This is a genomic window from Burkholderia anthinoferrum (genome assembly GCF_002925705.1).
GTDB classification, from domain to species: Bacteria; Pseudomonadota; Gammaproteobacteria; order Burkholderiales; family Burkholderiaceae; genus Burkholderia; species Burkholderia semiarida.
Genome location: NZ_LFZP01000049.1, coordinates 105,988 through 130,228, shown reverse-complemented (window position 1 = coordinate 130,228; position 24,241 = coordinate 105,988). Strand labels below are relative to the sequence as shown.

Below are 24,241 nucleotides of genomic sequence, written 5' to 3'. Positions count from 1 at the left end.
TGGGACGAGTGTAGCGATGGGAAACCGCGGAAAAAGAAGCGCGCCTCGTAGCGTGAAAGCGCGTTTTCCTCAGACGATCGAATCGGACTACGAAACCCGGCGGCCCGCTCGGGCACGCGCCGCCGGAACCGCTTCCATCGCGCGCCGCGGGCGCCGGCGCGCGTGTCCGGCAGGCTTACGTCAGGACGGCAGCCGCCGCGCGGCGAGGTACGCGAGCTGCGCGCGGTTCTGCACGTTGAAGAGCTTTTCCAGCGAGCGGATGTGGTGCCCGACCTTGTGCAGCGACGTGCGCAGCGCGCTCGCGATCTCCTGGTCGGACAGCCCGTGCACGAGCCGGTCGAGCACCTGCTGCTGCTCGTCGGCGAGCGCGAAGCCGCGCATGCGCGCGACGCGCGCCTCGAGAAACGGCAGCGCGACGCGATGCACGGCAAGGCTGACCGACAGCGCGCCGCCGATCACGCGATCGTCGATCCATTCGGTGCCGTGCGTTTCCGACGTCAGGTTCACCGCGACGCGCAGGTCGAGGCGCGGCGCCGACAGGCTGAAGATCACGCCGCTGTTCATCGCATGCGCGCGCAGATGGCCGGCGAGCGCCAGCACCTTGCGGTCGCCGCTGCCGTGCGCGGCCGCCTCGATCTCGTCGAGCCGCCACGCGACCGGAAAGCCGCTCTGCCGCACCTGCGCGAAGCGCGGGTCGCTGTCGTACAGCATCCCTTCGATGAACGGCTGCATGAACGTCGCCGGCGCGAGGTCGCGCAGCAGATGCGCGCGCAGAATGCGCCGCCCGATCATTTCGTAGGCGCCGTAACCGAGCGTACTGAATCCGATTTGCCGCAATCGCGCATGGCATTGCGCGAAATCGAATGACGCGAGGTCGGTTTTACCGGGTGCTATTTGAATACCGGTAAAAACGTCACGCTCGATTGCGTGATATTCGTTCGAATAAGCGGCCGCGGCCGCTATATCGGCTTGTGAGAACCATTCGACGCGTGGTGCGCCGTCAGCATATGTCATGAGGAGCCCACCCTTTCCCATTATGTGAAACTGCGCCCCGTCACGATCTGGTCTTTTCTTTATGATTTTCTGGTCGTCGTTATACGCGCGCGAACATGAACCTTTCGCCGACATTAGTATTACGGCATATTACCCACACACCGGCATTTTTGTACAATGCCCCCGCGTTTCGTCAGGGATGACGGTCGGCGCAGATCACAACGATGCTCTGTCGCACCGCCGCGAATGCCGTACACGATACGGCCGCCGCCAGGCGATGCGCGTCGATTCCGAGGGATGGCTCATGTCCGATATTGCATTGCACGAAGAAGCGGTCGCCCCAACCACCTTGCCGCGCGCGTCGCGCGGATCGGACGCAGGCGCGGACGCGCTGCGCGAGCGCACCGTGCAGGTCGTCTGGTGCGACGACGTGAAGCGCGGCGACGTCGCGCAGCCGCACGCGCCGAAGCTCGGCGTGGCCGATACGCTCGCGCACGCGCAGAGCACGGCCGAGCGCAACCGGATCGTCACGAGCCTGCTGCATCTGACAGGCTTCTCGACGTTCGCGTACTTCGCACTCGAATTCACGCGCGAGCGCGTCGAAAGTCTCTACCTGCACGAGGCGTTCACGCCGGCCACCTATCGCGGCGACTACGTGCGCCACAACCATCACGACGTCGATCCGCGCACGCTCGGCGCGCGCGTGTGCAACATGCCGATCGTGTGGGATCTGCAGCAATTGCGCCGCGAGCACCGCGAGCGCGACGACGCGCCGCGCGTGAGCCCTGCCGCGCTCGACGGCTTCCTGCAGACGATGCAGGACGACGGGATGTGCAGCGGCATCATGTATTCGATGGCCGTGCCGGGCACGCGGCTGCACGCGTTCATGAGCTTCACCGCGCCGCGCCGCACGCGCGAATGGATCACGCCGGCGACGATCGAGCAGGCGCTGTCGATCGGGCTGTCGGTACACAAGTTCGCGTCGCCGCAATTGATCTCGACGTCGCGCGAGCGCGCGGTCAACGGGCTCACGCCGTTCGAGCAGGAACTGCTGCTCGGCATCGCCGAAGGCGCGTCCGACAAGGAAATCGGCCGGCGTCTCGACACCAGCGCGCACAACGTCGACTATCACCTGCGCAAGCTGCGCAAGCGCTTCGGCGTCGCGAACCGGATCCAGCTCACCTATCTGACGTCGAAGCTCGAGTTGATCTGACGACGGCGGCGCAGCGCGGTTTCGCGCCGACGAACGCGTCAACGCACATGCCGGCCTCGCGGGCCGGCATGTGCGGGTGGCGGCGCGGCGCCGCTTGCTGGCGGACGATCGCCGTTACTTCATCAGCGTCATCTGCACGACCTTCACGATCACGAGGCCGACCGCGATCACCAGATAGCCGCGCAGCACGGCCATCCAGATCCGCGTCGCGAGCGTCATGTTCTGCGGTTCGAGCGTATCGAGCGGCGGCATGCGCCACGTGTCGCGCAGCGAACGATCGATGGCCGGCTCGACGACGCGCCTGTTGCGGCGAATCAGTACCGTCGCGAGATAGCCGGCGATCGCGAGCACGGTGCCGCCCACCAGCACGTCGACGATCGCCTCGCCGCTGATGTCCGGATACATCACCGACGCGGTCAGGATGATCGACAGCAGCACCAGCACCCAGATCACCGCGCCCGTAAATATGTTGAGCTTCGTCGAGTTGACCCAGGGCCCAAGCACCTGGCGGTCGTTGCACAGCACCAGCAGGAACACCGTCGCGCTCGGCAGCAGCACGCCGGCCAGCGTCTGCACGGCTTCGGTCAGCAGGCCGAGCGGGCTGCCCGGGATCAGCACGAGCGCGGCCGCGGCCGCGATGATGCCGAAATAGACGAGATAGAAGCCCTTCGCGTCGGTCACCCCGCGGTGCAGCGAGTGGCGGATCCTGAATACGTCGCCGATCGCGTACGCGGTCGACAGCGACACGGCCGCCGCGCCGATGATGCACGCGTCGAGCAGCGCGACGGCGAACAGCGTCGCGCTCGTGCGGCCCGCATACTTCTCGAGGCCCGCGATGACGCCGCCCGCGTCGGTGAAGTTGCCGGCTTCCGGATGGCCGCCGAACAGCGCCGAGCTGAAGCCGATCATCGCGACCGCGCCGACCAGCACGAACGCGATGCCGATCCACAAGTCGGCCTTTTCATATTTCATGAAGCGCGGCGTGATGCGCTTGTCGATCACGTAGCTTTGCTGGAAGAACAACTGCCACGGCGCGACCGTCGTGCCGACGATACCGATCACGAGCAGCATCACGTCCGACAGCTTCGCGTGCGCGGGCCAGTTCGGCACGAAGAAATCGCGCGTCATCTGCGCGACGGGCGGGTGGATCGACACGAGCACCGGCACGAGCAGCAGGCTCAGCACGCACAGCCCGATCGCGAACCGCTCGAAGCGCCGGAAATCGCCGGTACTCACCGCGGCCATCGTCAGCGCCGCGGCCACGCATACGCCGGCCACCTTCGGCAATCCGAAGAAATCGAGCACGAAGGTGATGCCGATGAACTCGGTGACGATGGTCAGCGCGTTGAGCAGGAACAGGTCGATCACGCTGAACGCGCCCCAGAACTTGCCGAAGCGCTCGAAGATCAGGCGCGCATGGCCGACGCCCGTGACCGCGCCGAGGCGCAGCACCATTTCCTGGTTCACGTACAGCACGGGCACGAGCAGCAGCAACGTCCACAGCAGCGTCGTGCCGTAGTTCTGGCCGGCCTGCGTATAGGTGCCGAATGCGCCGGCGTCGTTGTCGCCGACCATCACGATCAGCCCCGGGCCGATGATCGCGAGCAGCGTGCGCAGGCGCGCCCACCACGTGCCGCGCGCGCCGGTGTCGTGGTGCGAGATGGTGCCGAGCGCACCGCGGATGTCGCCCAGATGGGCTTCGTCGAGCACGGCGCCGCGCTCGACCGGGATCGGTGGAGAGACGTTGGAGGGCGTGGACATGATGTGTTCCGTACGGCTAAGGGTTATGCGATTCGATGAGCGTGCGACCTTGGAATGCGCACGGGGCGGCCGCTCGAAGGCGGCCGCGCGTGCGCATGCCGAGGCGCGCTCGGCGCTTCTTTTCAGTGGATCAATGCTTTCAGCTGGTCCAGCAGACGGGAGAACACCCGCGGACGGGCGTCGAGCGTCAGCATCGCGTCGTAGTGCTGGCGCGATTCCGTGACGTGCGGAAGGTTCGACAGCAGAAGGCCGAAGTTCATGGTCTGGCTCCGTGCGGCGACGGCAGCGTGCCGGCCGCGTGATGGGCGCGGGGCCAGTCCGGGGCCTGAACGACGTGTCAGGCTAGTCGGCCGGATTGTCCCCGCGACCCGGATTCGAAAGGGTCTGCGTATGCAACGGGCATAAGGGACAACTGTCACTGTCGTTCATGGCGGCTCCTGTGCGGTGTTCCGGGGAACACGGTTGACCGCCGTCCGGCCGGCGGGCCGGCATTCGCGCGCCCGGAGAACGGATGCGCGAACGCGACCGCCTGCCTGGCGGCGGTGAAACCGGGCAACGCATGCGAGAACGCATCACGCTAACCGGCGCGAATCTGGGTGCACGTAGGGAGTGGCTGCGGAATACTGCTGCGCGCACCGTTTGCCTGGCAGACAAACGGCGGCTTCGATGAGGCGCGGACGTCGGTCGCTCAGGCGGAAATTTCGTTCGAAGATCGACTACTGCAGGCGTCCAAGGCGGCGGCCCCAAGAGTGAAGATGGCGGATTCTATGGATCGCGCGAAAGCGAAGTCAACCCCTTGAAACCCCATTTTTCGAAATAAATTCCCCGCATGATGCGACTGAAAGATTTGCCCTTGAATTGACGTTCTGAAACCTTTCAGCGTCGTCACGACGCAACGATGCGCCGATGCGCGGCAGCAACGGCCCGACCTCGGCCGCGCGCCCTCGTCGCGCTCGCGGAGCGGGTACGTGGCCGCCGCGCGCCGCTGCGACACGCACACCACGCAGCGCAACCGTCATGCGTTTTTTACTTGCGCCGCAGCAAAAGTCGCGACTACAATCCGCCCCAATTCATTACGGGAGTCCCTCCGTGGACGCATGCTCTAGTTGCAGTTCGATGCCGGTCCAGGCCGGCCAAGCCATCGCGAGATAGCAGCCAGACGCATGTCTTTCGCCGCTAGCTCGCACTCGTCGGGTTAGCGCGCCTCCATCCGGGCCGGCCATCGCCGGTTCGTCAGTCGCACGCTTCGCCATGTTCCACCCTCCGATCGCAGGCCGCGTCATGCACCCGCGCTCGATCACGTCGTCCGGCGTTCGCCGGACGGAACGGAGGCAGCGTCATGTTCTTTCAATCGTTCGCGTTCAAGTTCAAGCGCGTCGTGCACGTCGCGTGCGACCGCTCGTTTTCCGGCTTCTCGCCGCTCGCCCGGGCATTCGGCCGCTGGCGTGGCCTGGCCCTCGCCCACGTCCCCGCGGCGCCCCGCCCGCTCGATTGCGTGCTGATCGCAGCGACGGCGGCCGCGGTCGCGCTCGTCGCGCTACTGTGCTCGGCCGCGTCACACGTCGGCTTCGCGCAGGTGTGGCGCGTCGGCGGCTGGCTGCCGTAAGTCCTTCCCCATGCGGGCCGTCTCGCCATGCGGCCCGCATCACGTTCCCGTTTCTTCAGCCAACCTGATCAATCTGCCAACCCAAATGAAGAACCCGCTCGCTCCCGTCCCGCGCAAGCTTCGCCTCGACGCGCTCGCCGCGCTGCTGCTGTCGCTCGCCACCGCATCCGCATTCGCACAAGCCTCGGCTGCCGCCGCCGAACCGGCGGCCGGCACGAACGATGCCGCCGCCCCCGCGCAACCACCGGCCGCCGATGCCGCCGCGCCCGCGCCCACCGGCTTGTGGGAGCGTTCGAATCTGCTCGGCAACATGGGCGGCCTGCGCGACGTGCTCGACGAACACGGCGTCACGCTGAGCCTGCAGGAAACCAGCGAATACCTGTACAACGCGTCCGGCGGCACGGGCCGCGGCGGCGCGTACCAGGGGCTCACGCAATTCGGTTTCAACGTCGATACCGGCAAGGCGATCGGCCTGCCGGGCGGCACGTTCAACGTGTCGGGGCTGCAGATCCACGGCACCAACCTGTCGCAGCGCTACCTGCAAACCTTGCAGACCGCGACCGGCATCGAGGCCAATTCGACCACGCGCCTGTGGGAGCTCTGGTATCAGCAGTCGCTGCTCGACGGCAAGGTCGACGTGAAAGTCGGCCAGCAGAGCGTCGACCAGGAATTCATGGTGAGCGAGAACGCGGCGACGTTCATGAACGCGACGTTCGGCTGGCCAGTGCTGCCGTCCACCGACCTGCCGTCCGGCGGCCCCGCATATCCGCTGTCGTCGCTCGGCGTGCGGCTGCGCGTGAAGCCGGCCGACGCGTGGACCGCGATGGTCGGCGTATTCGACGGCAACCCGGCCGGCCGCACCGACGGCGACGCGCAGGTGCTGAACGCGCACGGCACCAACTTCAACCTGCGCAGCGGCGCATTCGTGATCGGCGAAGTGCAGTACGCGCTGAACGCGCCGCCCGCCGACCCGAAGGCGCCGCAGCCGGCCGGCCTGCCCGGCACGTACAAGCTCGGCGTCTGGTATCACTCGCAGCACGCGAACGATCCGCGCTACGGCACCGACGGGCTGTCGCTCGCCGATCCGGCGAGCAACGGCACGCCCGCCACGCATCGCGGCAACTACGGCTTCTATGCGGTCGCGGATCAAATGGTGTGGCGGCCGTCGGCCGACAGCCCGCGCTCGGTCGGCGTGTTCGCGCGCGTGATGGGCTCGCCCGGCGACCGCAATGTCGTCGATTTCGCGGCCAATGCCGGCGTGACGCTGAAGGCGCCGTTCGCCGGACGCGACAACGACGTCGCCGGCATCGCGATCGGCTACGCGAAGATCGGCTCGCATGCGCGCGGCCTCGACGGCGATACCGGCGTGTACACGACGCCCGGCTATCCGGTGCGCCGCGCGGAAACCGTGATCGAGGCGACCTACCAGTATCAGGTCGCGCCCTGGTGGCAAGTGCAGGCCGACCTGCAGCACTTCTTCCGTCCGGGCGGCGGCATCCCGAACCCGAACACGGTCGGCGCGCGCATCGGCGACGAAACCGTGGTCGGCGTGCGCACGACGATCACGTTCTGATGCGAGCCGCATGAAGACCCGGGCCGGCCGGCCGCTTGCGCGACGGTCCGGCCCGTGCGGTGGCCTGCGGTACGGGCATGCGGCCCCTCCCGCGCACCACACGTTATTCGCCGTACAGCCCGAGCAGTTTCAGCGTGACGCCGTTGGTCCAGCCGAAGCCGTCCTGCAACGGATATTCGCCCCCTCCGCCGCCGCCCGTGCCCGTGCCTTCGACCACGTACTTCTCGACCAGCTTGCCTTCGGTCGCGTACACCTGCTTCACGTCGGCCAGGAATCGCGTGCCGATGTCCTTCGCGAGCGCCGGTTCGCCGTAACGGCGCAGCCCGTCGATCGCGATCCACTGCAGCGGCGCCCAGCCGTTCGGCGCATCCCATTGCTGGCCCGTGTGCTCGGTCGTCGTCACGAGGCCGCCCGGCTGCAGCAGCGTCTTGCGCACTTCGCGCGCGGTCGCCTTCGCGCGCTCCGGCCACGCCACGCCCGCGAACAGCGGATACAGCGCGGCCGCCGTCACGCCGTCGCGCGGCTTGCGCAACTGCCAGTCATAGTCGCCGTAATAGCCGCGACGGTTCCACAGGTAGTGATTGATCGCGGCCGCACGCCGTCCAGCCCGCGCCGAGAAATCGGCCACGCAGCCGATGTCGCGCGTGAGCGCGCAGCCCTTCACGATGGTCGTCTCGAGATGGAACATCAGGCTGTTCAGGTCGACCGGCACGATCGAGGTCGTGCGGATCGTCGCGAGCGTCTTGCCGTCTCCGAACCAGCGCGAGCTGTAGTCCCAGCCGCTTTCGGCGCCCGCGCGCAGGTCGCGGTACACCTCGTTCGCCGGACGGGACGGCACCGATTTCGCGGTCGTCACGTCCTGGAGATACGATTCGTCGCGCGGCGTGTCGCTCGCATCCCAGTAGCGGTTCAGCACCGCGCCGTCGGGCATCGTGACCACGTGGCGCGCGGCCTGCCCGCGCGGCGTCGTGGTTTCGCCCTGCATCCAGTACGCATGCTCCTTGCGCAGCGCCGGCAGGTATTTCTGGTAGACCTTGTCGCCTTCGACCTGCGCGGCGAGCGTGACCATGTACGCGAAGAACGGCGGCTGCGAGCGGCTCGCATAATAGGTGCGATTGCCGTTCGGGATGTGCCCGACCGTATCGATCAGGTAGGCGAAGTTGTCGAGCATGTCGTCGACGAGATCCTCGCGCCCCGACACCTGCAGCCCGAGCATCGTGAAATAGGTGTCCCAGTAGTAGCCTTCACGGAAGCGGCCGCCCGGCACGACGTACGGCTTCGGCATCGGAATCAGCGAACTGTACGGGGGCGCCGTGACACTCGTGCGCGTGAGCTGCGGCCACAGCCAGTCGATATGCTGGCGCAGCGTCTGGTTCGGCGGCGGCGTCACGCCGCCTGCCGCGGGCGGTGTGAAATGCTGGTCGACGAACGCCTTCAGCGAGAAACCCGGCTGCGATTTCTGTTGCTGATACAACTGCACGATCGTCGCGGGATCGGTGTCGGGCGTGGCGTCGACGAAGGTCTTCTGGTCGGGATAGAGCTGCGCGGTCTGCACCGCGACGAACAGGTCGCCGTAGAGCTGGCTCGGCGGCGGCAGCAGCGTGCCCGACGCGGGCGCGGAAGCGGCCGCGGTGGTGGCCGGCAACGCCGACTGGCTGGCCGCTTGCGCGGCGGCCTGATGCGCATTGTCGGCCTGCGCGGCACAGCCGGCGACGGCGAGATAGGCGATGGCCAGTGCGGCGGCCCAGCGCAGACGCGGCGCGGGCGGCGACTGACGCGACGAGAAACGCGATGCAAGCGGTGCGGCACGACGTGACGTCATGGCGTGTCCCCTCCTTTCGATGGTGGTGGATCGGCACGAGGTCTCGTTCGCGCGCGCGTTCGTCTCGATGGCCTTCGATCGATACGCGTCATGTTGTGGTGTGAATGGGCCCGACTGTCGCACGAAACATGCGTGTCAAGCAAGTTTCGATTCGCGCGACTCCCGCAGATAACCGCGCACCGCCCGCCACGCGCGCGCTTCGAGCGCATCGGCATCGGTCTCGCCGCGCGCGCCTGCCGCATCGACGATGCCTTTCACGATCGCGAGCAGATCGTGCGCGACCACGTCGGGCGCGGCGACGCGTGGCGCATCGCGCAGCCCGAGCGCATGCAGCAAGGTCGCGTGGACGCGGTCCGCGACGCGCGCGGTGCGCGCGCCGAGCGGCAACCGCGCCTCCTCGAAATCGATCAGCCGCGCGAGCGCCGGCCGGCGCATCTGGTGTGCGACGGCCCCGCGCACCAGCGCGCGCAGCACGTCGTCGCAGGACGACCGCGCGGCCGCGCGGTCGACGTCGTCGAGCAGATGCGCGCTCTCGCGCTCGACGAGCGCGGCCGTCAGCGCATCGCGGTTCGGGAAGTATTGATAGAGGGAGCCGATGCTCACGCCGGCCAGCGCGGCCACGGAATTCGTCGTGTAGCCATCGAAGCCGTCGCGCTCCAGAACGCGAGCGGCGGCCTCGACGATCGCATCGACGGTGGCCATCGAGCGGCGCTGGCGCGGCGCCTTGCGGGGCGAGAGCGGGATGCGCGAGGACGATTCGGACATGGCGGGAACGCGAGTTTAGAATATGAGCAAGTGCTCATATTTTAGAAACGCACCGCCGCGCCGTCAAAAGGAATCGACATGGCCGGCCGACGCGCCGCTCGTCGCATTCAAGCGCACACGCACGGTCGATTTACCGTGCGACACGCGGTTGGGAAATCACCGCGTCGACATCCTGCCCGGTATCGAAAGCGCGCGCGCCCCGCTGCGACGATGCGGGTTTGTTCACCGGGCAAGCAGCGCACCGCTCGCGCGTGCGCAGTCATCCCTTCCACGCCACCCGTCAGAAAAGACGACTGTTGCAACATGCGGAACAACTGTTGTCATACGTGACGCAGCGCTCACATTATGGGCATAATGGCGTCTTTACCGCGCGCCCTCCTCATGTCGCCCGTCTTTCTAGCACCGCTCATCGTTGCCTGTGCGTTGTTCATGGAAAGCGTCGACGCGAACATCATCGTCACCGCACTGCCTGCGATGGCGAGGGACTTCGGGCACAACCCCGTCACGCTGAACATCGCGATCACGGCCTACGTGGTCGGTCTCGGCGTGTTCATCCCGATCTGCGGCTGGCTCGCCGACCGCTTCAGCGCCCGCTCCGTGTTCCGCACCGCGATCGGCATCTTCGTCGTCGGCTCGCTGATGTGCGCGGCGTCCAACTCCCTCGGCGTGCTCACGTTCGCGCGCTTCATCCAGGGCGTCGGCGGCGCGATGATGGTCCCGGTCGGCCGCATCATCATCTTCCGCGCGGTGCCGCGCGCCGATCTCGTGCGCGCGATGAACTACCTCGCGATTCCCGCGCTGTTCGGGCCCACGGTCGGGCCGCTCGTCGGCGGCTTCATCACGACCTACCTGCACTGGCGGATGATCTTCTTCATCAACGTGCCGATCGGCCTCTACGGAATCTACCTCGCGAGCAAGCACATCGCGAACACGCACGAGCCCGATCCGGGCCCGCTCGACTGGTTCGGCTTCCTGCTGTCGGCCAGCGGCGCCGCACTGCTGCTGATGGGCCTCACGCTGATCGACGGCTCGCTCACGTCGCGCTCGAACGCGATCATCATGTGCGCGGCCGGCGCCGCGATGCTCGCGCTGTACGTGCCGTACGCGCGCCGCAAGACGCGCCCCGTGCTCGACCTCGGTTTCCTGAAGATCCCGACGTACCACGCGAGCGTCGTCGGCGGGTCGCTGTTCCGCATCGGCCTCGGCGCGGTGCCGTTCCTGCTGCCGCTCGCGCTGCAGGAAGGGCTCGGCATGAGCGCGTTCCACTCGGGGCTCATCACGTGCGCGTCCGCGCTCGGCGGCGCGGTCAGCCGCTCGACGGCCACGCATACGCTGCGCCGCTTCGGCTTTCGCACGGTGCTGATCTACAACGCGGCATTCGCGGGCCTCGCGATCGCCGCATACGGTGTGTTCCATCCCGGCATGGCGACCTGGGCGATCTGGCTGATCGTGCTCGTCGGCGGCATCTTCCCCGCGCTGCAGTTCACGAGCCTGAATTCGATGATCTATGCGGACATCTCGCCGCGCGACGCCGGCCGCGCGACGAGCCTCGGCAGCGTCGTGCAGCAGATGTCGCTCGGCCTGGGCGTCACGGTGGCCGGCCTCGTGCTGCACGTGTCGCACTGGCTCCAGGGCCATCAGGCGATGGTGTGGTCGGATTTCTGGCCCGCGTTCCTGGTGGTCGGGCTGTGCTCGTTCGCGTCGATTCCGATCACGCGGCGGCTGCCGCCCGGCGCCGGCGACGAAATCGCGCGCGGCAAGCGGCAGTAAACGGCCGCCGATCGATTGCGGCGGAAGCGTTTTCGCCGCAATCGATCGTCCGGGTATTACGTCGCTTTTATTTTCCAATTCCGCGATTTATTCAATCGCGCGAAACACACAAACCGCTCGCCGAATCCCCTTGCCGAAATAACATCGGCTCGAAAATCGATCGCGCATCACCGCTTTCGATATCCGCCGGCGCCGCGCCACGCCTGCGCGGCCGCTTGCGCGCCCGGGCGCCCCGATATCGTGCATGCGAACGACTTGATAATCCGAAATCCATTGATCGATAATGGTCGCTCGCATCGGCGCGAACAGAATCCCCCCGCCGGATTGCAGCAGTCGCGATAACCATCCCATCCGCTGTTTCACGTTTCGATCGCTATCTCGCCTCGAAGGAGTCTCCATGACTCGAGAGTTGATTCTGCGCGCGCCGGAAACATTCGCCATCGACTCGCCCGCTGAACCGGATGCGGCCCGGCCGCCGTTGCCGACCCATCTTGCCGTCATTCTCGACGGCAACCGGCGCTGGGCGGAGCGCCTCGGCCTGCCGGCCGCCGACGGCTATCGGGCCGGCGGACGCAACGTGCATGCGCTGCTGTCGTGGTGCGAGGAAGCCGGGATCCCGCTCGTGACGCTGTGGCCGCTGTCCACCGAGAATCTCCAGCGCGACGCCGGGGAATTGCGCGGCCTGCTCGCCGTGATCGCCGACGTCTTCGACGAGCTCGCCGCCAGCGGCCGCTGGCGCCTGCACGTGATCGGCGACCTGACGCAGCTGCCGCCCGCCACGGCCGAGCGCATCGGCGCCGCGCAGCAACGCACGGCCCGCGCGCGCGGGCTCGACGTGAACATCGCGGTCGCCTATAGCGGCCGCCTCGACCTGCTGCACGCAGTCCGCTCGCTGATCGCGGAGCACGTCGCGGCCGGCACCGTCGATCAGTTGCTCGCGCAACTCAGCCCGGAGTCGATCGCGAGCCGGCTGTATACGGCCGGCCAGCCTGAGCCGGACCTCGTGATCCGCACGTCGGGCGAACAGCGCCTGTCGAATTTCATGCTGTGGCAAACCGCTTTCTCCGAGTTCTATTTCACGCCGACGTGCTGGCCCGATTTCGGACGCGACGATTTCGAACAGGCCATCGATGCGTACGGCAAGCGCGCGCGCCGGTTCGGCAAGTAGCCCGGCGCGCTCCTCACGACACCTGTTGTCACCCGCCATCCGCGAGGTACGCCATGTCCACCGTCGAAACCGTTGCCGCCGAAGCCGCGGCGCCCACGCTGGTGCTGCCGCACCTGTTCCACCCGTTCGAAACACCCGTGCATCCCGATGCCGAGCGCGCCGAAGCCGACCTGTACGCGTGGATGAACAGCCACGGATTGCTCGACGATCCGCGCTGGGCGCACGGCATCCGTCACGGCAAGGTCGGCGAATACTGCGCGCGCGTCTATGCGCACTCGTCTTTCGACGGACTGTGCACGACCGCCCGCGCATACGGCTGGATCTTCGCGATCGACGACGGCCTGTGCAGCCTGCACGGTGTCGCGCGCGCCCCGGGCGAGCTCGGGGCGCTCTACTTGTGGCTGTACGAAATGATCGCCGATCCGACCGGCCATGACCCCGCGCCGCTGCGCGCCGCGCTCGCGGCGCGCCTACCGCACCTGGCCGCGTTCCTGCCCGCCCTGCAACGCGCGACGCAGGACATATGCGCGCGTATCGCGGCCGTGTCCACGCGCGTGCAGTACGCCCGCTGGGTGGCGGGGATGATGACGTTCCTGTTCTCGACGCTGTGGGAAGCCGGCCGGTTCGCGACCGACGTCGTGCCCGGCGAGGCCGAATACCTGTCCGGCCGCACGTACAACGGCTGCGGCGAGGGTGCGTTCGCGCTGATCGATATCGCCGCGGGCTACGAAGCGCCGGCCGCGTTCTACGCAGACGAAGCGGTCGAGCGCCTGCGCAGGCTGTCCAACGCGATCCTGTGCCTGTGCAACGATATCTTCTCGTATCCGAAGGAGGCCGGCGAGTCGAGCAGCAATCTCGTGTGCGTGCTGATACACGAACGCGGGCTCTCGCCGCAGGCCGCGCTCGACGCGGCGGCGGACATCCACAACGGCTATCTGGCGCGTTATCTCGATCTGGAAGAAAAGGTGCGCGCGCGCACCGACGATCGTGCGTCGCTGCGCCTGCTCGACGAGGCCAGGACGTACATTCGCGGCAACTACGACTGGCACTTCGGTTCGCCGCGTTACGGCGCGGCGAAACACTACGACCTGTCCCGCGCGCTGCGGCCCGGACAGACGAGCGCCGCGGCATGACCTGTCGCGGGCAATGGAGGAAAAACCGGAAAAACAAAAAAATCAGCGGACATCCACACGGGGCCGGTGCATAGCCGCATGGATGTCCGCTCAGGGCTCCGGGTCTCCCGATGGGGGTTGAGAATCCCGGATTCGCTTCCTGCGTGCCATGGACATATGTGCGTCGGAAGCGGAATCGGTGCGCGCACGTGTCGTCGCGCCATGAACCGCACTATAGGGAAACTTGCGAAACGTATCTGTCAACCATTGTCAGACGCGTTGCAGCCGCACGTCGCGCGCGCGCGCCGCTTTCGCGCTAAAGTGGTTCCCGATCGCCACCCTCGACCGTCCTGCCGATGCTCACGCTTTCGTCCGCCGCCGCCCGCGCCCTGCATCTCGCCGCACAGGGCCTGCTCACGCCACCCCGCCGCAAGGCGACCAAGTCCGACGTGCTCGACACGATCCGCCGGATGGCGCAGTTGCAGATCGACACCATCCACGTGGTCGCGCGCAGCCCGTATCTCGTGCTGTACAGCCGTCTCGGCGATTTCCCGCCGCACTGGCTCGACGAACATCTCGCCGAGGCGCGCCTGTTCGAATACTGGTCGCACGAAGCGTGTTTTCTGCCGATCGAGCAGTTCGGGCTGATGCGCTACAAAATGCTCGACCCGTCGGGAATGGGCTGGAAATACGCGGCCGAATGGCACGAGCAGAATCGTCCCGAGATCGAACGGCTGCTTGCGCGGATTCGCGAAGAAGGCCCGGTGCGGTCGGCCGATTTCGCACGCGAAAACGGCGTGAAGGGCAACGGCTGGTGGGATCGCAAGCCCGAAAAGCGTCATCTGGAAGTGCTGTTCACGACGGGCGACCTGATGGTGTCGGAGCGCCGCAATTTCCAGCGCGTGTACGACGTGCGCGAACGCGTGCTGCCCGACTGGGACGATGCGCGCGACCTGCCGCCGCGCGAGGCCGTGCTGCCCGCGCTGCTCGACTACACGTGCCGCGCGCTCGGCGTCGTGCGCGCGGACTGGGTGGCCGACTACTATCGGCTGCCGCGCCGCTCGTACCGCGCGGAGCTGGAGCGGCTCGCCGAGGCCGGCGACCTGATTCCGGTGCGGATCGACGACTGGAAGGAGCCGGCCTACGTGCATCGCTCGCTCGATGCGCTGCTGCCGGCCGCCGCGGCCGACACGCTGCGCTCGACGGTCACGACGCTGCTGTCGCCGTTCGATCCGGTCGTCTGGGACCGGCGGCGCGCGTCGACGCTGTTCGGGTTCGATTACACGATCGAGTGCTATACGCCCGAGCACAAGCGGCGCTACGGCTATTTCTGCCTGCCCGTGCTGCATCGCGGCCGGCTGGTGGGCCGCGTCGATGCGAAAGCGCATCGCACGCTCGGCACGTTCGAACTGAAGGCCGTGCACGTCGAGCCGGGCGTGCGCTTCGGCGCCGGGCTCGCGGCCGACGTCGCGAAAGCCGTGAAGAAACTCGCGGCGTGGCACGGCACGCCGGAGGTCACGGTCGCCCACGCGCCGCCGGCCCTCGTGCAGGCATTCGCGCGCACCTGAACGCCGCGTGCAGCCGGCGCGTCAAGCCCTGTTCACGCCAATAACGGGCTTGCGTCGACCCTAGCCGAGCATGTGCATGCCGGCGTCGATATAGTGCGTGCCGCCCGTGATCGCCCGTGCACCGTCGCCGGCAAGAAACGCGCAGAACGCGCCGACGTCGTCGATGTCCAGTGCGTGATGCAGCGGCGCCCGGCGCGCGGTGTCGTCGAGTAGCCGGCCGAAGTCCGGCAGGCCCGACGCCGCGCGGGTCGGCAACACGCCCGGCGAAATCGCGTTGACGCGAATGCCCGCGCCGCCGAGTTCGGCCGCCAGATACCGCACGCTCGCTTCGAGCGCGGCCTTGACCGGCCCCATCACCCCGTAATTCGCGACGACCTGCTCCGCGCCGAGATAGCTCATCGCCATCAGGCTCCCGCCGCGCGTCATCAGCGGCTCGGCGAGCCGCGCCATCCGGATGAACGAATGGCACGAGGTATCCATCGCGAGCGAGAAGCCTTCCGGCGAACTGTCGACCACGCGGCCGTGCAGGTCCGCCTTCGGTGCATACGCGACCGAATGCAGCACGAAGTCGATCTCGCCCCATTGCGCCGCGATCGCGTCGAACACCGCCGCCATCTGGTCCGGCCGCCCGACGTCGAGCGGCATCCGGATCGGCGCGTCGAGTTGCGCGAACAGCGGCTCGACGTGCGGCAGGGTCCTGTCCGACTGCCACGTCACCGCGAGCGTCGCGCCCGCCCGGCAAAACGCGCGCGCGCATCCCCACGCGATACTCTGTTCGTTCGCGATGCCGACGACGAGCCCGCGCTTGTGTCGCAACGTCATGTCGCTCTCCGTAACGATCCGCGCCGGCCTAGCGCTGCGCCGCGATCCATTGCGCAATGTCCGGCCACACCGTCTTCAGCGTGCGCGTCCCCATGAACAGGCCGATATGGCCGCCCGGCACGAGCCGGCTCTCGATGCGCGACGCGGGCGTGCCGAGACGATCGCGCGCCCCGAACACCTGCTCCGGCGTCGTGATGTCGTCGGCCTCGCCGGCGAGCAGATAGACCGGGCACGCGACATTCTTCAGGTCGAGCGTGCGCCCGAGCGCGACGAACGTGCCCTTCGCGAGCCGGTTCTCCTTGAAGATCTGCACGATCGCCTGCAGGTACCAGCGCCCCGGCAGGTCGATCGGGCTTTCGTACCAGTTCGCGAACACCTCGCGCTTGCGCAGGTATTCGGGATCGTCGAGATGCTCGTACAGGTCGACGTGCTCGGCGAGATAGTGCTGGTCGGGATGCATGTTCTTCCAGCCACGCAGCATGAAGCGCCCGCGCATCAGCCCGCCGCCCATCGTGACGAGTTCCTCGTAGAACGACGTCGGATACGTGTGCACCATCTGCCTGATCGGGCCGTCGCCCGCGTCGGTGTCGATCGGCGAGCCGGCCAGCACGAGACTCGCGACCTTGTGCGGGAAACGCGCCGCGTACATCGCGGACATCCAGCCGCCCTGACACAGCCCGACGAGATTCACGCGGCCGCCGAGTTCGTCGACGCACACGTTCAGTTCGGCCAGATACTGGTCGATCTCGAGATCCTTCATGTCCTCGGTGGCCGAGCGCCAGTCGGTCAGGTACAGACGCGTCACGCCGTGCTCGCCCAGCGTCTGCATCAGGCTCTGCCCCGGCTGGTAGTCGGCGATCATCGCGCTGTGCCCCGCGTACGGCGCATCGACGATCGTCGGCAGCCCGTGCGCCGGCGCGGCCGAATAGTCGCGAAACGTCATCGTGCGCAGTTCCAGCAACGGCCGGTTCGGCGACGCCAGCGCCGGATGCGCTTCGAAATGGAGCTTCTCCTCTTCCGCAAGGAAGCGGAGATTGCGCGCCGCGATCTCGGCGCCGGCCGCGAACATCGCGTTGGCGGCGGCCATCGGCCAGAAAATCGGCAGCGCGAGAGCGCTGGCGGCAGGGGAAAGCGTGTCGCGTGCTGTCATCGAAGGTCTCACCGGGTCGGATACGGCGTGGAAGGGATCGCGTCGTCCAGCACACGGCGCGTGTGCCGCGCGATCATCAGATTCTCGTCGGTCGGGATCACGCGCACCGTCACGCGCGACGCGTCGCCCGAAATCACCGGCAGGCCGGCGGCGTTCGCCGCGTCGTCGAGCACGATGCCGAGCCACGCCGCGCGGCTGCAGATCCGTTCGCGCACGCGCGGCGCGTGCTCGCCGATGCCCGCCGTGAACACGAGCGTGTCGAGGCCGCCGAGCACGCCGGCCAGCGCGGCGAGTTCGCGGGCCGCTCGATAGGCGAACAGCTCGACCGCGTGCGCGGCCGACGATGCGTCGCTCGCGAGCAGCGTGCGCATGTCGCTCGACACGCCGGACACGCCGAGCAAGCCCGATTCGGCATAGATCAGATGCTCGACCTCGTCGAGCGACCGGCCCATGTGACGCTGCAGGTACAGGATCACGCCCGGGTCCAGCGCGCCCGTGCGCGTGCCCATCGGCAGCCCGTCGACGGCCGTGAACCCCATCGTCGTCGCGACGCTGCGGCCGTTCGCGAGCGCACACAGGCTCGCGCCGTTGCCGAGGTGTGCGATCACCGTCCGGTGCCGCCCCCACGATGGATCGAGGGCCGCGAGCGCCGTCGCGATGTACTCGTACGACAGCCCGTGAAACCCGTAGCGCACGATGCCCTGCCCGGTCAACGCGCGCGGCAGCGCGAACTCCCGTTCGAGCGCCGGCACCGTCGAATGGAACGCGGTGTCGAAACACGCGACCTGCGGGAGGTTCGGCGCGACCGCGGCAACCGCGCGAATCGCGTCGACGTGATGCGGCTGGTGCAGCGGCGCGAGCGGCGAAAGCGACGCGATCGCATCGAGCACGCGCGCATCGATCCGCACCGGCGCGGTGAAATACGGGCCGCCATGCACGACCCGGTGCCCGACGCCGTCGAACGCGGCCTCGCGCCCGACATGAGCCGCGAACCACGCGTGCAGCGCCTCGATCGCGCCTTGATGCCCTGGTTGCGCGACGGGGCTGTCGGCGAGCGTCGTGCCGTGCGCGTCGGCCACGAACAGATGCGGCGTGTCATGCAGGTTCTCGACCTGCCCGTGCAGGCCCGCATCGAGCGAACGATCCTCGCGCGTGTCGTAGACCGAGAACTTGAGGCTCGACGAGCCGGCGTTGAGCACCAGGACGGGATGTCGCATCGCGGCCCCGTCAGTGTGCGTCAACCGCAACCGCCGGCGCGGCCACGGGTGCCGCCGTCGTGCGCGCCGCCGCCGCGACGAGCGCCGCGACCGCGCAGCTCGCCAGGCGCGTGCGTTCGCTGTCGGCGCGACTCGTCAGGATCACCGGCACGCGCGCGCCGAGCACGATGCCGGCCGCATCGGCATTCGCGAGGAACGTCAGTTCCTTCGCGAGCATGTTGCCGGCCTCGAGGTCGGGCACGAGCAGGATGTCCGCATCGCCCGCGACCGCGGAACCGAGATGCTTGAGCCGCGCGGCCTCCGGGCTGATCGCGTTGTCGAGCGCGAGCGGCCCGTCGAGCAGCGCGCCGGTGATCTGGCCGCGCTCGGCCATCTTGCACAGCGCGGCCGCGTCGAGCGTCGACGGCAGCTTCGAGCTGACCGTCTCGACCGCCGACAGGATCGCCACCTTCGGCCGGGCGATGCCGAGCGCATGCGCGAGATCGATCGCGTTCTGCGCGATGTCGGCCTTTTGCTCGAGCGTCGGACGGATATTGACGGCCGCGTCGGTGATGAACAGCGGCTTGTGATAAGTCGGCACGTCCATGATGAACACGTGGCTCAGGCGCCGCCCGGTGCGCAGCCCTGTATCGGCGCGCACCACTTCCGCCAGCAACTCGTCGGTGTGCAGGCTGCCCTTCATCAGCGCCTGCGCGTCGCCCGCGCGCACCAGCTCGACCGCGCGCGCCGCCGACGCATGACTGTGCGGCGCATCCACGAGCCGATAGCCGGACAGGTCGATACCCAGCGTCGCGGCGAGCATCGTGATCCGCGCCACCGGGCCGACCAGCACGGGCACGACGATGCCGGCCCGGGCGGCGGCGGCCGCCGCGTGCAGCGATACCTCGTCGCAAGGATGCGCGACCGCGACCGTCACCGGGCGTAATGCGCGGCAACGCGCGATCAGCGCTTCGTATTTCTGATGCGTGCGTACATCGGTCATCGACTGCCCCTTCGCAAGGATCACGTGAACGGATTCTGGTGCGGGACCGGGCGAAGTCGTTTGATTTCAGTCAATCGTTTCAGGTGAAGTCCCGATAGCATGAAGTCGCACGATGACATCCGGATGGCCGCGACGCCTCCCCCCTGACATGCACACACGCGAAATCCGCTCGAAGATCGCCAGCACCTCGTCCACGCGCAAGATCACCAAGGCGATGGAGATGATGGCGCGCACCAAGATGGCGAGCGCGCAGCGACGCGCGCGCGAGTTCCGCCCGTACGCGGCGCGCATCGGCGCGATGGCGGAACGCGTGCTGCGCGACCGCCCCGACCACGTATCGGCGCTGATGGCGCGCCGCGATACCGTGCGCCGCGTCGGCCTGATCGTCGTCAGCACCGATCGCGGGCTGTGCGGCCCGCTCAATGCGCGATTGCTCGTCGAATGCGTGAATGCGCTCGAACGCTGGGACCGGGCCGGCGTCGCCTGCGAACTGAGCGTGATCGGCGCGCGCGGGCTCGCGCCGCTGCTGCGCCACGGCGCGACCATCGCGGCCCGTGCGGGCGGCCTGGCCGCCGAGCCGCACTTCGAGCAGTTGCTCGGGGCGCTGCTCGTGCCGCTGACCGCGTTCGTCAACGGCGAGCTCGACGAAGTGCACGTCGCGTACAACCGGCTGACGAGCCCGCTCGCGTACGAGCCGCGCATCGACGCGATGCTGCCGATCGCAGGGCTCGACACCGGCGCGCCGACCGACGGCGCGGCCGCGTCCGATTATCTGTACGAGCCCGCGCCCAAACCGGTCGTCGACACGTTGCTGCTGCGCTACGTCGAGGCGACGCTCTATCAGGCCGTCGTCGAAAACTACGCGTGCGAGCAATGCGCGCGGATGTTCAGCATGCAGACCGCGACGGACAACGCCGACCGCGTGTTGCGCGAACTGCGGCACCTGTACCAGAAGACGCGACAGGCGCAGATCACCACCGAGCTGTGCGAAATCGTCGCCGGCGCGGCGGCAGTCTGAAGGAGTACGCATGAAGACGTCGATGCGGCTCGACATCGTGAGCGTGGAAGCGGTGCTGTATGCCGGCGACGCGCATTTCGTCGTCGTCCCGGGGGAAAGCGGAGAACTGGGGATCTACCCGCACCACGCGCCGCTGCTCACGCGGATTCGGCCGGGCGTCGTGATGCTCGTCGATGCGCCGACCGGCGAGCATCGCCGCCTGCTCGTCGCGGGCGGCGTGCTGGAAGTCAGCCGCGAAGGCGTGACGCTGATCGCCGATCACGCGCTGCGCACGCCCGAACTCGACGATCTGCGCGCACGCGAAGCGCGGCATGCGGCCGACGAGTGGCGCCGGCGCTACGCGCACGAAAACCGGCGTGCGTTCGATTTCGCGTCGGCCCGCGCGGAACTGATGGATGAAATCCGGCGCTTCTTTGCGATGGCGCTGCGGCAACAGGCGCCGCACGATAAGCCGGGCGGCGCCGGCTAGACGGCGGCTGAGGCGCCGCCCGCCCGCTCAGTCGCGCAGCTTGCGAAAACGCGGCGTGCCGTCTTCGAGATTGCCGTTGAACATCGCTTCCGGCCGCACCCAGAGGCCGCGCGCATGCGGCCACAGATGCTCGTAGACGACCACCGATTCCTCGGTTTCGGAATGGCGGGCAACGCCGATGTAGCGGTACAGGCCGCCCTTGTAGTGGCGGTGCGTCGCGAGCTGTTCGGCTTCCTGTTCGGTCATGGTGTGCTTCTCTTCGGCAAAAACGGAAAGCGCGTATTGTATGCGCTGCGCCGCGCGTCAGCGTTTCGTGTAGATGTCGGGGCGGCGAATCTCCATCAGCCGCTCGGGGTTCGCGGACGGACCGAAACCGACCGGCCGGTACAGTTCGTGTGCATCGGTCGTCACGAGCATGATGCGGCGCAGGCGCTGCACCCACTCCTGCGCGAATATATGGTCGATCAGCGCGCGGCCGTAGCCGTTGCCGCGTTCGGCCGGCAGCACGAACACGTCGCACAGGTACGCGAACGTCGCATGATCGGTGACGAGCCGCGCGAAACCGACGAACCGGCCGCCGACATACGCGCCGAAGCACAGCGAGCCCTCGATCGCCCGCTCGACCACATCGCGCGGAATGCCCTGCGACCAGTACGCGTCGCGATGCAGGAAGTCGAAGATCGCGTCGATGTCGAGTTCGCGCTTGTCGGTGGAAAATCTCAGCGTGGCGGGGGTGGCTGCGGGCACGTCTGTTCTCCGGTTCGAGGGGCGGAAGGCGGAGCATCGACGATACCGCGCTGTCGGGTGGGGGACAAGGGGTACCAGGGTCCGCCGTGGACGAACAGCCGCACTGCCCACCCTCGATTCGGCGACAATGGGATCCGCCCAATAAACCCGCGACGCTGCTTCATGACCTACCGCCTCATCGCCTTCGACTTCGACGGCACACTCGCCGATTCGCTCGACAGTTTTCTCGCCGCGCTGTCGGAAGCGTCGCGCCTGCACGGCTTTCGCGACGCCACGCCCGAACTGCGCCCGGCGCTGCGCGGCATGTCGGCGCGCGAAATCATCCGCGCGCTCGACGTGCCGATGTGGAAAGTGCCGCGCGTAACGATCGACATGCGCCGCCTGATGCGGCCGCGCGCCGCGCAAGTGCGGCTCTTTCCGGGCGTCGACGCAACGTTCGACGCGCTCGCCGCGCGCGGCATCCGCATCGCGATCGCCACGTCGAACACCGAGGAAATCGTGCGCGACCGGCTCGGCCCGCATGCCGGCGCGCGCGTCGACCATTTCGCATGCGGCATTCCGCTGTTCGGCAAGGCGCGCCGGCTGCGCGCGCTCGTTCGCGAGGCCGGTGTGCGCGCCGACGAAGTGCTGTACGTCGGCGACGAAATCCGCGATGCCGACGCGGCACGGCGCGCACGTATCGCGTTCCAGGGCGTCGCGTGGGGTTACACGGCGCCCGACGCGTTGCAGGCGCATTGCGCGATGCCGTTGCTGCCGCGCCTCGATGCGCTGCTCGAGCGCGTATAGCGCTTTCACGCACGCCACGCACCGACGCAGCCCACTCGCGCGACGCCATCACGCCCGTCAAATGCCGATGACACGCACGCGCATCTCATGCATTGCATGCGCCACGCGCACGCAAAAATTGCCGCCGCGGCATGCGCATCAGGTACGCGCTACCTGCCTGCGCGCATGCCGACCGAATCGTCTTACCAACCGTTACACAAGCCACAGCACGGTTGCACCTGCTACCCGACCGCTCTCCTAGAATCAGTCGGGCCGGGAAACACTTCGACCGACGCCGCGGCAGAGCGGCGGTCGACTCCGGTCCGGGCGCGCCCGGTCTCTCTCGCACAGCGACGGATCGCACGATCCGTTTTTCAACCAGAGCCCCGATCGAAAGGAGGTCCCCATGAACCGCTTCCCCCACATTTCGCGCGTTGCCTTGTCTGCCGCCGGCCTGCTTCTCGTCGCCGTGACGGCGACCGCGCAAACCGCGCAGCCGGCGCCCGGCGCATCGGCCGCGCCGGCCGCGACCGCGACGCGCATCCACGAAGCCGACCAGACCTTCATCACCGACGGCACGAAGACCGTGTCGACGCAGCACGACGCCGCGCGCATCGCCGATTCGCGCACGTCGGACAGCCAGGTCAAGGCATTCGCGCAACGCGTGTCGACCGACGATGCGAAGATCATCCAGGCGATGCGCGCGGCGAGCCCGCGCGGCGTCGACGTGCCGGCCAACGACCCCGACACGACCGTGCTGAACAGCATCAAGAGCCTGCGCGGCGCCGAGTTCGACAAGGCGTATATCGAACAGGTCGCGCTCGCCGGCCAGCAGAAGACGATCTCAGCATTCCAGGCCGAAATCGCGTCGGGCCGCGACACCAAGCTGAAGGAAGTCGCCCGCCAGGCGCTGCCGATCCTGCAGGCGCACTACGCGGACGCGCAGAAGCTCGCGCAGCGTCATCACCTCGCATCGGCGCAGTAACCGCTGCGATGCCGCGCCGCGCCACGTGCGCGGCGCACCGTTTCCCCCGCCGTCGCGCGGCCGCCTCCGCTGCCGGCCGCGCGACGCACGTCAAGCATCAAGCGTCCCGCGTTACGTCGCCAGCTTCGCCTCGAGCCGCGCCCGCACTTCCGGCCATTCGTCGTCGATGATGCTGAAACGCACCGAGTTGCGCTTGCGGCCATCCGGCATGATCCGTTCGTGACGCACGATGCCCTCCTGTTTCGCACCGAGCCTCAGGATCGCCGCGCGCGATCGCTCGTTCAGTTCGTCCGTCGTGAACTGCACGCGCACGCATTGCAGCGTGTCGAACGCATAAGCCAGCAGCAACCACTTCGCTTCGGTATTCGCACGCGTACGCTGCGCCGATTCGCTTAGCCACGTATGGCCGATCTCGAGCTTGCGGTTCTTGCGATCGATCTTCCAGAAGCGCGTGCTGCCGATCGCGCGGCCCGATGCGCGATCGACGATCACGAACGGCATCACGGTGCCGGCCGCCCGCCCCTGCAACGCCGTATCGATGTAGGCGTCGACCGTCGGCACACCCGGCACGACCGTGACCTTCAGGTTCCACAACGCGCCGTCGGCCGCGGCGTCCAGCAGCGCCTGCCGATCGGATGCGTCGAGCGGGCGCAGGACGACACGTTCGCCGGTAAGGGTCGGTTGTTCGAGGAAAGACGATGCGTCGGTCATGACGGGATTCCGGAGAAATGACGG

At 67.8% G+C, this 24,241-nt stretch carries 24 protein-coding genes; 11 read left to right on the top strand and 13 right to left on the bottom strand.

The annotated features are described in order from the left end of the window. Positions 1–180: 180 nt before the first annotated feature. Positions 181–1,014: a helix-turn-helix transcriptional regulator gene (locus tag C5F75_RS19545; RefSeq protein WP_059639770.1), complete on the bottom strand. Its 834-nt coding sequence runs from the start codon at positions 1,012–1,014 to the stop codon at positions 181–183. 283 nt (positions 1,015–1,297) lie between these two features. Here C5F75_RS19545 and C5F75_RS19540 point away from each other — a divergent pair, with 283 nt between their 5' ends. Next, complete coding sequence (locus C5F75_RS19540; protein WP_059585107.1) at positions 1,298–2,206, top strand: helix-turn-helix transcriptional regulator; 909 nt, start codon at positions 1,298–1,300, stop codon at positions 2,204–2,206. 114 nt (positions 2,207–2,320) lie between these two features. Here C5F75_RS19540 and C5F75_RS19535 read toward each other — a convergent pair whose 3' ends face one another. Beyond that, positions 2,321–3,967 carry an NRAMP family divalent metal transporter gene (locus C5F75_RS19535; RefSeq protein ID WP_104012631.1) on the bottom strand — a complete coding sequence of 549 codons (1,647 nt, stop codon included), beginning with the start codon at positions 3,965–3,967 and terminating at the stop codon, positions 2,321–2,323. 122 nt (positions 3,968–4,089) lie between these two features. Continuing rightward, entirely contained in the window at positions 4,090–4,227 is a 138-nt protein-coding gene (locus C5F75_RS36835; RefSeq protein ID WP_167351651.1) for a hypothetical protein, read from the bottom strand. A 1,079-nt stretch (positions 4,228–5,306) separates the two neighbouring features. Here C5F75_RS36835 and C5F75_RS19530 point away from each other — a divergent pair. Both C5F75_RS19530 and C5F75_RS19525 read left to right on the top strand, forming a co-directional pair. Beyond that, positions 5,307–5,573 carry a hypothetical protein gene (locus C5F75_RS19530; protein ID WP_059584699.1) on the top strand — a complete coding sequence of 89 codons (267 nt, stop codon included), beginning with the start codon at positions 5,307–5,309 and terminating at the stop codon, positions 5,571–5,573. Between the two features lie 85 nt (positions 5,574–5,658). Then, the gene (locus C5F75_RS19525; protein ID WP_059584698.1) at positions 5,659–7,146 is read left to right on the top strand and encodes a carbohydrate porin; all 1,488 of its coding nucleotides are present in this window, start codon (positions 5,659–5,661) and stop codon (positions 7,144–7,146) included. Positions 7,147–7,249: 103 nt separating this feature from the next. Here the strand turns inward: C5F75_RS19525 and treA are convergent, their stop codons facing one another. Both treA and C5F75_RS19515 read right to left on the bottom strand, forming a co-directional pair. Further along, complete coding sequence (treA, locus tag C5F75_RS19520) at positions 7,250–8,968, bottom strand: alpha,alpha-trehalase TreA (protein WP_059584696.1); 1,719 nt, start codon at positions 8,966–8,968, stop codon at positions 7,250–7,252. Positions 8,969–9,103: 135 nt separating this feature from the next. Beyond that, the gene (locus C5F75_RS19515; RefSeq protein ID WP_104012630.1) at positions 9,104–9,733 is read right to left on the bottom strand and encodes a TetR/AcrR family transcriptional regulator; all 630 of its coding nucleotides are present in this window, start codon (positions 9,731–9,733) and stop codon (positions 9,104–9,106) included. Positions 9,734–10,114: 381 nt separating this feature from the next. On the opposite strand from C5F75_RS19515, the gene C5F75_RS19505 reads away from it, so the two are divergent. Further along, entirely contained in the window at positions 10,115–11,503 is a 1,389-nt protein-coding gene (locus C5F75_RS19505) for an MFS transporter (RefSeq protein ID WP_059584688.1), read from the top strand. Positions 11,504–11,590: 87 nt separating this feature from the next. On the opposite strand, the gene C5F75_RS36430 is transcribed toward C5F75_RS19505, so the two are convergent. Next, complete coding sequence (locus tag C5F75_RS36430; RefSeq protein WP_144029755.1) at positions 11,591–11,866, bottom strand: hypothetical protein; 276 nt, start codon at positions 11,864–11,866, stop codon at positions 11,591–11,593. A 34-nt stretch (positions 11,867–11,900) separates the two neighbouring features. Between C5F75_RS36430 and uppS the strand changes: the two genes are divergently transcribed. From uppS to C5F75_RS19490, 3 genes are all read left to right on the top strand, one after another. Further along, positions 11,901–12,671, top strand: coding sequence for a polyprenyl diphosphate synthase (gene uppS, locus C5F75_RS19500; protein ID WP_059584686.1), 771 nt, complete (start codon positions 11,901–11,903; stop codon positions 12,669–12,671). 53 nt (positions 12,672–12,724) lie between these two features. Continuing rightward, positions 12,725–13,804 carry a terpene synthase family protein gene (locus C5F75_RS19495; RefSeq protein WP_104012629.1) on the top strand — a complete coding sequence of 360 codons (1,080 nt, stop codon included), beginning with the start codon at positions 12,725–12,727 and terminating at the stop codon, positions 13,802–13,804. Between the two features lie 335 nt (positions 13,805–14,139). After that, positions 14,140–15,351, top strand: coding sequence for a winged helix-turn-helix domain-containing protein (locus C5F75_RS19490; protein ID WP_059584682.1), 1,212 nt, complete (start codon positions 14,140–14,142; stop codon positions 15,349–15,351). 60 nt (positions 15,352–15,411) lie between these two features. Here the strand turns inward: C5F75_RS19490 and fabI are convergent, their stop codons facing one another. The 4 genes from fabI to C5F75_RS19470 are packed head-to-tail and all read right to left on the bottom strand — an operon-like array spanning position 15,412 to position 19,522. Next, the gene (gene fabI / locus C5F75_RS19485; RefSeq protein WP_104012628.1) at positions 15,412–16,173 is read right to left on the bottom strand and encodes an enoyl-ACP reductase FabI; all 762 of its coding nucleotides are present in this window, start codon (positions 16,171–16,173) and stop codon (positions 15,412–15,414) included. Between the two features lie 28 nt (positions 16,174–16,201). Beyond that, positions 16,202–17,323 (bottom strand): alpha/beta fold hydrolase, encoded by a 1,122-nt coding sequence (locus C5F75_RS19480; protein WP_104012627.1) that lies wholly within the window; start codon positions 17,321–17,323, stop codon positions 16,202–16,204. Between the two features lie 8 nt (positions 17,324–17,331). After that, complete coding sequence (locus C5F75_RS19475; protein ID WP_104012626.1) at positions 17,332–18,540, bottom strand: acetate/propionate family kinase; 1,209 nt, start codon at positions 18,538–18,540, stop codon at positions 17,332–17,334. A 10-nt stretch (positions 18,541–18,550) separates the two neighbouring features. Then, positions 18,551–19,522, bottom strand: coding sequence for a phosphate acetyltransferase (locus C5F75_RS19470; protein WP_104012647.1), 972 nt, complete (start codon positions 19,520–19,522; stop codon positions 18,551–18,553). Between the two features lie 148 nt (positions 19,523–19,670). On the opposite strand from C5F75_RS19470, the gene atpG reads away from it, so the two are divergent. Together atpG and atpC are read left to right on the top strand one after the other, a co-directional pair. Beyond that, positions 19,671–20,540 (top strand): ATP synthase F1 subunit gamma, encoded by an 870-nt coding sequence (gene atpG / locus C5F75_RS19465; RefSeq protein WP_099317684.1) that lies wholly within the window; start codon positions 19,671–19,673, stop codon positions 20,538–20,540. Between the two features lie 10 nt (positions 20,541–20,550). Further along, positions 20,551–21,009, top strand: coding sequence for an ATP synthase F1 subunit epsilon (gene atpC / locus C5F75_RS19460; RefSeq protein WP_099317685.1), 459 nt, complete (start codon positions 20,551–20,553; stop codon positions 21,007–21,009). Between the two features lie 27 nt (positions 21,010–21,036). On the opposite strand, the gene C5F75_RS19455 is transcribed toward atpC, so the two are convergent. Then, positions 21,037–21,255 (bottom strand): DUF1653 domain-containing protein, encoded by a 219-nt coding sequence (locus C5F75_RS19455; protein ID WP_006480837.1) that lies wholly within the window; start codon positions 21,253–21,255, stop codon positions 21,037–21,039. 57 nt (positions 21,256–21,312) lie between these two features. After that, positions 21,313–21,756, bottom strand: coding sequence for a GNAT family N-acetyltransferase (locus C5F75_RS19450; protein ID WP_104012625.1), 444 nt, complete (start codon positions 21,754–21,756; stop codon positions 21,313–21,315). A gap of 162 nt (positions 21,757–21,918) precedes the next feature. On the opposite strand from C5F75_RS19450, the gene C5F75_RS19445 reads away from it, so the two are divergent. Both C5F75_RS19445 and C5F75_RS19440 read left to right on the top strand, forming a co-directional pair. Next, on the top strand, positions 21,919–22,542 hold the full coding sequence (locus C5F75_RS19445) for an HAD hydrolase-like protein (RefSeq protein WP_059584673.1): 624 nt from the start codon (positions 21,919–21,921) through the stop codon (positions 22,540–22,542). A gap of 385 nt (positions 22,543–22,927) precedes the next feature. Continuing rightward, positions 22,928–23,506: a DUF4142 domain-containing protein gene (locus C5F75_RS19440; protein ID WP_060310633.1), complete on the top strand. Its 579-nt coding sequence runs from the start codon at positions 22,928–22,930 to the stop codon at positions 23,504–23,506. A 111-nt stretch (positions 23,507–23,617) separates the two neighbouring features. Here C5F75_RS19440 and C5F75_RS19435 read toward each other — a convergent pair whose 3' ends face one another. Then, positions 23,618–24,217: a GNAT family N-acetyltransferase gene (locus C5F75_RS19435; protein ID WP_104012624.1), complete on the bottom strand. Its 600-nt coding sequence runs from the start codon at positions 24,215–24,217 to the stop codon at positions 23,618–23,620. Positions 24,218–24,241 lie beyond the last annotated feature (24 nt).